11 protein-coding genes are annotated in these 10,792 nt (G+C 74.2%); 7 read left to right on the forward strand and 4 right to left on the reverse strand.

Annotation, left to right across the window (positions count from 1 at the left end):
* Positions 1–209: 209 nt before the first annotated feature.
* Positions 210–1,688 (forward strand): glutamate--cysteine ligase, encoded by a 1,479-nt coding sequence (locus tag NLX85_RS31630; protein ID WP_254341376.1) that lies wholly within the window; start codon positions 210–212, stop codon positions 1,686–1,688.
* Positions 1,689–1,924: 236 nt separating this feature from the next.
* On the opposite strand, the gene NLX85_RS33795 is transcribed toward NLX85_RS31630, so the two are convergent.
* Positions 1,925–3,415, reverse strand: a complete 1,491-nt coding sequence (locus tag NLX85_RS33795) for a hypothetical protein (protein ID WP_374628721.1) — start codon at positions 3,413–3,415, stop codon at positions 1,925–1,927.
* A gap of 94 nt (positions 3,416–3,509) precedes the next feature.
* Between NLX85_RS33795 and NLX85_RS31640 the strand changes: the two genes are divergently transcribed.
* Both NLX85_RS31640 and NLX85_RS31645 read left to right on the forward strand, forming a co-directional pair.
* Entirely contained in the window at positions 3,510–4,220 is a 711-nt protein-coding gene (locus tag NLX85_RS31640; RefSeq protein ID WP_254341378.1) for a PASTA domain-containing protein, read from the forward strand.
* Positions 4,221–4,321: 101 nt separating this feature from the next.
* Complete coding sequence (locus NLX85_RS31645; RefSeq protein WP_254341380.1) at positions 4,322–5,254, forward strand: PASTA domain-containing protein; 933 nt, start codon at positions 4,322–4,324, stop codon at positions 5,252–5,254.
* Between the two features lie 51 nt (positions 5,255–5,305).
* On the opposite strand, the gene NLX85_RS31650 is transcribed toward NLX85_RS31645, so the two are convergent.
* Positions 5,306–5,740, reverse strand: coding sequence for a hypothetical protein (locus NLX85_RS31650; protein WP_254341383.1), 435 nt, complete (start codon positions 5,738–5,740; stop codon positions 5,306–5,308).
* Positions 5,741–5,840: 100 nt separating this feature from the next.
* Positions 5,841–6,128: a hypothetical protein gene (locus tag NLX85_RS31655; RefSeq protein WP_254341385.1), complete on the reverse strand. Its 288-nt coding sequence runs from the start codon at positions 6,126–6,128 to the stop codon at positions 5,841–5,843.
* A 627-nt stretch (positions 6,129–6,755) separates the two neighbouring features.
* On the opposite strand from NLX85_RS31655, the gene NLX85_RS31660 reads away from it, so the two are divergent.
* From NLX85_RS31660 to NLX85_RS31670, 3 genes are all read left to right on the forward strand, one after another.
* On the forward strand, positions 6,756–7,637 hold the full coding sequence (locus NLX85_RS31660) for a helix-turn-helix transcriptional regulator (protein ID WP_254341387.1): 882 nt from the start codon (positions 6,756–6,758) through the stop codon (positions 7,635–7,637).
* Positions 7,607–7,828 (forward strand): DUF397 domain-containing protein, encoded by a 222-nt coding sequence (locus NLX85_RS31665; RefSeq protein WP_254341389.1) that lies wholly within the window; start codon positions 7,607–7,609, stop codon positions 7,826–7,828. The genes NLX85_RS31660 and NLX85_RS31665 overlap by 31 nt, the downstream gene beginning before the upstream one ends.
* 157 nt (positions 7,829–7,985) lie before the next feature.
* A complete protein-coding gene (locus NLX85_RS31670; protein ID WP_254341390.1) occupies positions 7,986–8,387 on the forward strand; it encodes a hypothetical protein in 402 nt (133 codons plus the stop codon).
* On the opposite strand, the gene NLX85_RS31675 is transcribed toward NLX85_RS31670, so the two are convergent.
* Entirely contained in the window at positions 8,355–8,957 is a 603-nt protein-coding gene (locus tag NLX85_RS31675) for a hypothetical protein (RefSeq protein ID WP_254341391.1), read from the reverse strand. The two genes, NLX85_RS31670 and NLX85_RS31675, sit on opposite strands and share 33 nt — an antisense overlap.
* A 219-nt stretch (positions 8,958–9,176) precedes the next feature.
* On the opposite strand from NLX85_RS31675, the gene NLX85_RS31680 reads away from it, so the two are divergent.
* Positions 9,177–10,792, forward strand: a 1,616-nt coding sequence (locus NLX85_RS31680) for a S8 family peptidase (RefSeq protein WP_254341392.1), incomplete at its 3' end; no start/stop codon positions are given.

Consider the following 10,792-nt stretch of genomic DNA (forward strand, 5'->3'; position numbering starts at 1 on the left):
CGGGCCCGTTCGTCGTACGCCGGGCGGTGCGAATTGTCACGTGTTGTTCGCAGGTTCACCGCGGTGCGGCGGCGGGCGGCTGGGTAGGAGTGCAGACCTGCGCCCGGCCTCCGGTCCGGCGGCCGGGGCGCACTTACGCACTCAACGTGAATGGTTCACAATGCGTTGCGGAACGGTACGGTTCCGTGGCGCCGGCGCCGGGAGGACACATGGGCAGAGACGTCGAGCAGGGCGCCTTCTCCCGCGAGGACCGGGTCCGCTACCGGCAGAAGGTCCGGCGTTGTCTGGACGTGTTCGCGCTGATGCTGGACGACTTCGGCTTCGACGCCGACCGGCCGATGACCGGGCTGGAGATCGAACTCAACCTCGTCGACGCCGCCGCCGAGCCGGCCATGCGCAACGACCAGATCCTCGCCGACATCGCCGACCCGCTCTTCCAGACCGAGCTGGGCCAGTTCAACCTGGAGCTCAACGCCTCGCCCCGGCTCATCGAGGGCACCGGCTTCGCCGACTACGCGCAGGACCTGCGCAGCAGCCTGAGCCGCGCCGACGAGCGGGCCGCCAAGTCCGACGCCAAGATCGTGATGGTCGGCATCCTGCCCACCCTCACCGAGCGGCACCTGGTCGCCGACAACCTCTCCACCAACGAGCGCTACCGCGTGCTCAACGACCAGATCGTCGGGGCCCGGGGCGAGGACATCGAGCTGGACATCCGTGGCGTCGAGCGGCTGCGTACGCACACCGACTCGATCGCCCCGGAGGCCGCCTGCACGAGCCTCCAGTTCCACCTCCAGGTCGCGCCGGACAGCTTCGCCGACTACTGGAACGCCTCGCAGGCCATCGCCGGCGTGCAGGTGGCGGTCGGCGCCAACTCGCCGTTCCTCTACGGCCGGCAGCTCTGGGCGGAGACCCGGATCGCGCTGTTCCAGCAGGCCACCGACACCCGTCCCGACGAGCTGAAGGCCCAGGGCGTACGCCCCCGGGTGTGGTTCGGCGAGCGCTGGATCACCTCGATCTTCGACCTGTTCGAGGAGAACGTCCGCTACTTCCCGCCGCTGCTGCCGATCTGTGAGGACGAGGACCCGGTCGAGGTGCTGCACGCCGGCGGGGTGCCAAAGCTCGGCGAGCTGCGCCTGCACAACGGCACCGTCTACCGCTGGAACCGCCCGGTGTACGACATCATGGACGGCCGCCCGCACCTGCGGGTGGAGAACCGGGTGCTGCCGGCCGGGCCGACCGTCGTGGACATGCTCGCCAACGCGGCCTTCTACTTCGGCCTCGCCCGTGGCCTCGCCGAGTCGGACCGGCCGATCTGGAGCCAGCTCACATTCAGCTCCGCCGAGGAGAACTTCCACGCCGCCGCCCGGCGCGGCATCGACGCCGTCCTGCACTGGCCCCGGCTCGGTGACGTGCCGGTCACCACGCTCGTCCTCGACACGCTGCTGCCCACCGCCGCGCAGGGGCTGGACCGGTTCGGCGTCGCCCCGGCCGAGCGGGACCGCCTGCTCGGGGTGATCGAGGAGCGCTGCCGGACCGGCCGCAACGGCGCGGTCTGGCAGACCGAGACGGTGTGGGCGGCCGAGCGGCACCGGGGCATGGACCGGCCAGCCGCGCTGCACCACATGGTCCAGCGCTACGCCGAACTGCAACGCGGCAACGAGCCCGTGCACACCTGGCCCGTCGACTGACCACCGCCGGTTCCCGCTGACCTGACCGGGATCCGGCTCCCGACGCCTCGCAGACGGTCCGCGTGCTGGGCCTGACGCCGGGGGCCGTCGCGCCGGACACGCTGCGGGCGGCGCACCCACGCCAGGCCCTGGCGGCCTCCAGGCCGGTGTCCGAGCGGGGCCGGCCCGCGAGGTGGCGCCCTCCGGCACCCTGCCTGCGCTGCCACCTCGGCGAGCGGGGGTTGCCGTGGCGGCGGTCAGCGGTTGCGGCGGCGGGCCTTCGGCCCGGTGGTCGGCGCGGTCGCGCCGCTTTCCGGCTCGCTGTCGCCTGCCCGTTCCGCCGTCGCGGATCCCGCCGGCCCACCGGTGGCCGTTTCCGGCCCGCCGGTCGCCAGTGCCGGCCCGCCCGTCGCCGGTTCCGGCGCGACGGTGCCGGTGCCGGCCGGCGAACTCGACTCCGGCTTCCGCTGGGGTGGCACGGCCCGGCCGCGCCGACCGGCTGCGGTGCGCTCCGGCGCCGCGCCCAGGCCCGCGCTCGTGACGCCGGCCGTTGCCGCCGGATCGGGCGACGAACCGGTGCGGCCGCTCGCGTCACGCTGCCCCGCCGTCTCCGGCTCGCGGAGCGTGCCGACGGACGTGACCTGCTCGCCGACCGGATCGACCGACGTGGCCGGCACCGGTCCGGCCGCGCGCTCGGCACCCGGTGCGGAGGCGCGCCGACCGAAGAACCGGCGGGTCGGCCGTTCCGTCGGGGGCACCCCTTCGGCCCCGTCGATCGGGCCGGTGGCCGGCTCCGGGTCGTCGGCGGTCAGCTGGTCCGCTTCACCGGTGCGCTGGCGGGGCAGGTTCACGACGGCCCGCTCGGCGGCGCGGCGGTCGGCCCGCTGGGCCAGCGCGGCCACCAGGGCCGAGCCGCCGATCCCGGCGATCACCGCGTACGGGGCGATCAGGTGGGCCGACACCTGCTCGGCGGCGATCCCGGCGAGCCTCGGCACGGCCAGCAGGTACGCCAGCGCGACCAGCAGCGGACCGGCCGCCCCGGAGGCGGCCGCCCCGACGCGTCGCTCGGGCGCGCGGATCGCCCCACGGGCCGCCAGGATCCCGATGAGCAGGGCCGAACCGAGCGAGAGCAGCGCGCCCGGCCAGTAGAAGTAGTCGCGGATCCAGAAGCGCCCGCTGTCCGCGCTGATCTGCCAGATGCCCAGCTGGGCGGTGGTCAGGCCACGGCCGGAGAGCACACCGTCGAGCACCGAGACCACGGCGAGCAGCCACAGCCAGCCGGTGGTGGCGACGAGGTTGACGGCCGCGGCCCGGGTGTGCAGCGCCCAGGTCGCCAGCAGCACCCCGAGCACCAGCCCGGCGACGGCGTACCCGGCGGCCACGGCCTGCGGCGAGGACGTGGCCGGCACCTGGGCCGACCGGGCCGGCACGGCCACCAGCAGCACGGTGATCAACGCGCCCACCCCGGCGGCGAGCGCCAGGCCGAGCCGGGACAGCGTGCCCGCCGGCTCCTCGTCGTCGGTGCCGCGCAGCCGCTGGGCGCAGACCGCGCCGGCGATCACCGAGGTCGCGGAGATCCAGGTCGCCCACGCGAGGCTGGCCACCCAGGCCGCCTCGACCCGGGCGGCGCCGGCCGGCGCCCAGTTGATGATGCCGAGCCCGTAGCCGAAGCCGAGCTGTGCGGCGCCCGTACCGGCGGCGACGCCGAGCGCGGCGGCGGTCGATCCTCCCCAGCCCCGTCTGGCCATGCCGGGGAGCGTAGCGTCCCAGGGTCGGCGCGGCGAGTGGTGGCGGCGGCCGGCTCGGCCGGGACGGGCTTGGCGGCGCCCGATACGGTCGCCGGTGACTGAGGCGGGGGACGTGATGACGGACGAGGGGTACCCGGACCGGCAGCCCGGGGTACGCGACGAACCGGGGCCGGACCGGACCAGGCTGCTCCTCGGTGGCAGCCTGGCGGCGGTCCTGCTGGCGGTGATCGGTGCGAGCGGCGGCTGGGTCCTGGCCGGGGGACCGGACGAGCCCACCGCACCGCCCGCCGCAGCCCCCACCACCTCCTCCGTCGAGGCGACCACGCCCGCCGCCGCGCTGCCGAGCCCCGCCGAGGACCGGCCGACCGGCACCCGCACCACCACCCCGGCCGGCCTGACCGTGCCGCAGCTCGTGGGCACCGACTTCGAGCAGGCCCGGAAGGACCTGAGGGACCGCAAGCTGGGCTGGCGGCTGGTGTTCGGCAGCGGCTCCGGCCGTGCCGTCGAGCGCACCTCGCCGGAGCCCGGCACGCCGGTGAAGCGTGGCGTCACGGTCACCCTCTGGATCGCCGGCCCGGCGCCCGCCGTCCCGGTGCCCGACCTGCTGGCCCAGAGCTGCGCCGACGCGGCGGACGACCTGGTGGCGGCGGGCCTCTACCCCCGCTACCGCACCGGCCGCCAGGGCCCGGTCACGGCGCAGGACCCGGCCGGCGGCAGTTCGGCCCGCTGGAACGACCCGGTCACCCTCACCTGCGGCGACGAGCCCGCCACGACGCCGACCGCCAGCCCGCTGGCCTCCCCGTGACGGGTCGCCCGGCGCGCTGATGCCTGCCGATGGCCGGGCGGACCGCTACCGTGGACGAGCGAGGGTCAGGCCGCCCTGTCCCGGTGGGGAAAGGACGTGCGATGAGCGACGACCGTCAGGAGCCGCCCGCCGGGGACCCGGACGCGACCCGGGCGCTGCCCCCCGACCGGAGCGGCGCCGACCCGGACGCCACCCGCGCCGTCCCGCCCGACCGCCCCGCGCAGGCCGGGGACACCGACGCCACCCGGGCCATGCCGCACGGTCCGGCCGGCGGTGAGGACGCCGACGCGACCCGGGCCATGCCGGCCGGGCGTACCGGTGCCGGCGGGACGGGGGCGGAGGACGCGGAGGCGACGCGGGCCATGCCGGCGGCCCCCGACGCCACCCGCCCGCTGCCTCGCGGCGAGGGCGGCGCCGGGGCGCGGCGGCCGACGGACGCCACCCGCCCGGAGCCGGTCAGCCCCGCCTGGTCGGGGCGTGCCGGCGTTCCGCCGCCGCGCCCGGCCGGCTACCCGGAGCCCGGCACCGAGTGGTACACCGAGGAGCAGGCGGGTCGCCGCTGGTGGATGCCGATCCTGCTCGGCGTCCTCGCGCTGCTGCTGATCGCCCTGATCGGCCTGGGTGTCTGGCTGGCTCTCCGCGCGGCGGACCGGGGCGCCGAGCCGGGCCTGTCGCCGTCGGCCGTGCCGAGCACCGCCCCGCAGACAAGTGTCACGCCGAGCACCGCCGCGCCGAGCAGTTCACCGCCGAGCAGCCCGCCGACCACCACGGCGGCCGCCGGGGTGCCGATGCCGCGGCTGGCGGGGCTGCCGGAGTCGGCCGCGCGGGCGGCCCTCGACCGGCTGGGCGTGGACTACCGGGTGCGGTACCGAACGTCGGACCAGCCCGCCGGAACGGTGATCGACACCGACCCGGAGGCCGGTGAGCCGGTCGCCGAGGGGGACCAGGTCACCATCGTGGTGGCCCGGGCCGCGGCCCCGACGACGGACGCCTCCACCTCGACGCCCGCGCCGACGGTCACCGCCACGCCGTGAGCGTTCGCCACCGTCACGCCGTGCGCGTTCACCTCGGGCGGGCCTGACCGTTCACCACTGGCGACGTCGGGTGCCGACCAGGCCCAGGCCGGCCAGCGAGATGGCGAGGCCGAGCAGCCCCGAGTAGAACAGCGACCGGCTGAGGTCGGTGGTGGCGGAGGGGCGGTCGGCCAGCGCGGCCTCCCCGCCCCCGGCACCTGCCTCCGCCGACTGTCCGACGTCGCCGCCCGGCGTGCCGGCCACCGGTGGGTCGACCCCGTCGGGCTGGTCCTCGTCCGCTTCGGTGGCCGGCCGGTCGCCCTCCCCGACCACGGTGATCTCCGGAGCCGGGACCGGCTCGGTCAACTCCGTGGTCGCGGAGAAGGCGGGGTGGCGGACCACGAGCGCGAGCATGGTCGCGGCGCCGAGGAACGCGAGGAGCCCGAGGGCGTAGCCGATACGGGACCGGTGGTGCCGCCGCGCGGCGGGCAGATTGACCATGACCATCCCAGGTTCAGGGTCCGGAGCGCGCGGGGTGGAGCGTTTGCCGGGGTGGGCGTACCGATTCTATGGCGCTGGCACGCCCTCCCGACCGGGTTTCGTGAGGTCAGCCGACCCGGACCGGGGTCCGGACCACCGGACGACGGGCCGTTCGGACGGTGTGCGGACGAGGGGCCGGCGCGGCCTGGACAGGCCGCAACCCCTCCTGCTGTACGAAGATCGACCGCCGGTTGACCGCGTCCCCCGCCGCGTTCAACTCGTAGCCGTCGAGCCAGAGCCAACCGTCGTAGGTCGGCCAGTCGAGCACCCGGATCACCCGGAACATGATCGGTCGGAGGAACTGGACACTCGCCGCGCGAGTCACGTGCAGTACGTCACCGGAGCGGGGAAGCACATCGGCTCCTGGGGAGGGTCGGCCGGCGGGCGGGCCGGCGAGGCTGATCGGGGGACAGGGTCGGTCCGGTGACGGGGGATCTGCCTCGTGGACCGCTGATCAGTGGGTCGGTGCTGGTCGGGCCGTACCCGCGGTGGCGGACCGCCACCCGACCATCACCCGGCTGCTCCCGGCTACCGCTCCCGCCGCCACAGCCAAGCTGGCGTGCAGCGGCGGGGTCTTCACCCCGGGGCAGATCGCTCGGCGCGGGACGGCTCCCCTCCTGCCGTCCCGCGGCCCGTGGTGCGACCACGCCCGGAGATCATGCGAAGACGGTGAGTAACCCGTGCCATACCGACAGAGTGCATCAGGGACGTGCTTCATGCAAGTTGCACGTCGTCTTTTGCTGATATGCGAGCACGACACGTGAACGGGACGCTTGAAGCCTCAGGTCCCGGGGCGGCACACTGGACGCCGGTTTCGCCCGACGCGGCCGGTCGACGACCGGCACCATCCCCTGCCGCGAACGCTCACCCGCCGTACGCCGGTCGCGCCCCGGCGGGTGTGAGACCGGGCGCGACCGACCGGAGGTAGCCGGGTGCGCGCGAGGAATGGGATTCCCCGTCCATCGACCCGTGGGGTGGCGTCGTGAGCGAGCGGCGCAGCCCGACCATCCGGCGTCGACGCCTGGGGGCGGAACTCCGCCGGCAGCGCGAAGCTGCCGGCATCACCATCGAGACGGTCGCCGAGCAGTTGGAGTGTTCGGCCTCCAAGATCTCCCGTATCGAAACCGGCCACACCACCGCGACACCCCGGGACGTGCGGGACATGCTCCGCATCTACGGGGTGGTCGGCGCCGAGAGCGACGAGCTGGTGCAGATCGCTCGCGAGGCCCGGCAGAAGGGCTGGTGGCATCCGTACAGCACGGTGCTGGTCGGGGCGTACGTGGGACTGGAGGCGGCGGCCAGCTCGATCCGGGCGTATGAGCAGCAGGTCGTGCCGGGCCTGCTGGAGACCGAGGAGTACGCGGGGGCGATGATCCGGGCCGCTCGGCCGGACTTCTCCGCCGAACAGGTGGAACAGCGGGTGCGTGTCCGACTGGGCCGTCAGTCGTTGTTGACCCAGGACGATCCGGTCGATCTGTGGGTGGTGCTCGACGAGGCGGTGCTGAGCCGGCCGGTTGGCGGCGACGCGGTGATGCGTGGCCAGCTCAGACGGTTGGTGGAGATTGCCGAACTGCCGAACGTGACGTTGCAGGTCCTGCCCTTCGAGGTGGGTGCGCACGCCGGCATGGACGGGACCTTCACGATCCTCAGCTTCCCCGAACCGAGTGATCCCGATGTCGTGTACGCGGAGAACGCCACGGGTGGGCTCTTCCTGGAGAAGAGCGACGAACTACAGAAGTACAGCTTCATCTTCGATCACATTCGAGCAGCGGCCATTCGCCCGGAGGAATCCATCGCACACATCGCAAAACTGGCAGAGGAGCCGTTGTGGAAATGGCGACCAAGGAGTTCCCCGTGGACCTGACGCAGGCGACGTGGTTCAAGAGCTCGAAGAGCGGGCCGAACTGTGACAACTGCGTGGAGGTCGCATACGTGACCGGGGCGGTCGGCGTCCGGGACTCGAAGGACAGGACGGGCCCGGCCCTGGTCTTCGCCCCGGGTGACTGGCACGCCTTCGTCGCCGGCGCCAGGGGCGGTACGTTCGGCCGGAGCTGATTCGGCGTCCCGCCCCCAGGAGCGTGGTCCCGCCCGGCAACGTCGCCGGGCGGGACCATTTCGTCTGCGCCCCGGCCGGTTCCGGCCACCCGTCGCCAGTTCCGTTCCGCCTCGTTGAACCGCACAGATCGGCAACCGAACGAGGCAGGCGAGACGGATGACGACGATCGGTTCAGAGAATCTCACAAACGGTCCGGGCAAGCCCGAGCGGTTCGGTGGCAAATACCGCGGGGCACGCCGGGACAGCGTCCTCACCGAGGTGGGCTCCGGCGAAGCCGAGATCGGCGGCCGGGACGCGCCCGCACCGGAGCAGTCCGCCCCACCGCTCTCCCTGCCGTCGCTCGACCCGAACCCGCTCACGGAGCCGTCCTTCCCGCCGACCGGCTGGCCCATGGAGCCGCAGGAGTCCCTCGTGGACCATCCGCTGCTGCGCGGGCTGCTGATGGAGTTGCCGCCGAAGGGCAGCGTGCCCCCGCCCGGCTGGCTGGACCGCTGGTTCGAGGCGACCCGGGCCATCCTGGAGCTGCTATACGTGCAGGGGACCGGCCGCACGCGCTGACGCGGCGGTCGCCGGCGGCAGGGCCCGCTCGGCGAGGCGGTTGTGCCGCAGGGCGTGGCGTACCCCGATGGCGATCACGCCGAGCACCGCGACGGTGGCCGCGGGCCCGGTGACGGCCGGCGTCGCGAACAGGTCGACGCCCGCGGCCGGGAGCACCGCGCCGAGCATCGCCAGCGCGGTCACCTGGAGCGGCAGCCCGATGAGCGGGTGCGCCGCGGCGGCGCGCAGCCCGTGCGGGGCCGGGGTGTCCGGCGCGGCGGCGAGCGCGCCCGCGCCGGCCCGCAGCCACCGGATCCGGCGCACCGTGCAGACCGCGACGACGAGCGCCGGCGCTGCCGCGAGGGTGAGCCCGCCGGCGGCCCGGTCGAGCGCCGTCGTGCCGGCGCTCTGGAGGCCCACCGCGAGCACGGCCGCGGTCAGCGCCAGGCCGGTGAGCACCAGGGCGGACAACCATCCGGTACGCCGGCGCAGCGCGCGGGCGCGGTCCAGCCGGGGCAGCCCGTCCGCCACCACGCCGGCGGCCAGCCAGACGGCGGCGAGCGGGAGCAGCACGGTGAGATGCTCGTCCATGGCTCCAGCCTCGCCCGGTCCGGCGTCGGCCGGATCGGGGCCCGCACCCCGGTTCCTCCCGTACGCCCTCCCGTAGGGGTCATCCCACCGGCGTTATGGCGGATCCGGCATGTTCACGTGTTTCCGTTGCTGGCCTAGCCTCTTAATGATCGGTCAGCGTCGATTCGCCTGTGCCTCACCGGGCGGACGGTCCTGTGCCGGTCGGAGGGAGGTAGGGAGATGGGTCTCCCACACAGGTCCGTACTCGTCGGAATGACCGCCCTGACCATGCTCGCGGCCGCCGCGTCACCCGCCGCGGCCGCCGAACCCACCGGCGCGATCCGTGCCGCCGGTGGTCCCACCGCCGTGGCGGACAGCTACATCGTGGTGTTGAAGGACAACGCCGTCGCCCCCGCCCGCGTCACCGAGACCGCGCAGCGGTTGACCGCCCGGCACGGCGGCACGGTCGCCCGCACGTGGCGCGCCGCCCTGCGCGGCTTCGAACTCACCGTCGGCGCGAAGGCCGCCGCGCGGATCGCGGCCGACCCCGCCGTGGCGTACGTGGAACAGAATCACACGGTCTCGATCGCCGGCACCCAGACGAACCCGCCGTCCTGGGGCCTGGACCGGATCGACCAGCGGAACCTGCCGCTGAACAGCTCCTACACCTACCCGAACACGGCCGGCAACGTGCGGGCCTACATCATCGACACCGGCGTGCTGTTCGGGCACAACGACTTCGGCGGCCGGGCCGTCTCCGGCTTCGACGCGGTGGACGGCGGCTCCGCCGACGACTGCAACGGCCACGGCACGCACGTCGCGGGCACCGTGGGCGGCTCCTCGTACGGGGTGGCCAAGGGCGTCCAGATCGTCGGGGTCCGGGTGCTCAACTGCCAGGGCAGCGGCACCAACGCCCAGGTGGTGTCCGGCATCGACTGGGTCACCGCCAACGCGGTGAAGCCGGCGGTGGCGAACATGAGCCTCGGCGGCTCCGCCAACAGCTCCATCGACACCGCGGTCACCAACTCCATCAACTCCGGCATCACGTACGCCGTGGCGGCCGGCAACGGCGACATCCTGGGCAACCGGCAGAACGCCTGCAACTACTCACCGGCCCGGGTCGCGTCGGCGATCACGGTCGGGGCGACGCAGAACAACGACGCCGCCGCGAGCTTCTCCAACTACGGCACCTGCGTCGACATCCTGGCGCCGGGCGTCAACATCACCTCCGCGTGGTACACCGGCAGCACCGCCACCAACACGATCAGCGGCACCTCGATGGCGTCGCCGCACGTCGCGGGCGCCGCGGCGCTCGTGCTCTCGGCGAATCCCTCGTGGGCCCCGCAGCAGGTGCGGGACAGCCTGGTCAACAACGCCACCCCGAACGTCGTGACCAACGTGGGCACGGGCACCCCGAACCGCCTGCTCTACGTGGTCAACGGCACCACCCCGCCGCCGACCAACGACTTCTCCGTCTCGGTCTCGCCCACCTCCGGTTCGACCGCGCCGGGCGGCTCGGTGACCGCCACGGTCGCCACCGCCACCACCAACGGCTCGGCCCAGTCGGTGAGCCTGGCCGCGAGCGGCCTGCCGAGCGGCGCCACCGCCTCGTTCAACCCGGCCACGGTGACCTCCGGCGGCTCGTCCAGCCTGACCATCACCACCTCCGCGAGCACGCCGGTCGGCACCTACGCGGTGACGATCAGCGGCACCGCGGCGTCGGGCACGAAGACGGCGACGTACTCACTGACCGTCACCGGTGCGGGCGGCTGCACGGGGGCCGGCCAGAAGCTCGGCAACCCGGGCTTCGAGTCGGGTAACACGGTCTGGTCGTCCACCTCGGGCGTCATCGGCCA

Origin of the sequence: Micromonospora sp. A3M-1-15 (assembly GCF_024213425.1) — a bacterium.
Taxonomy (GTDB): Bacteria; Actinomycetota; Actinomycetes; order Mycobacteriales; family Micromonosporaceae; genus Micromonospora; species Micromonospora chersina.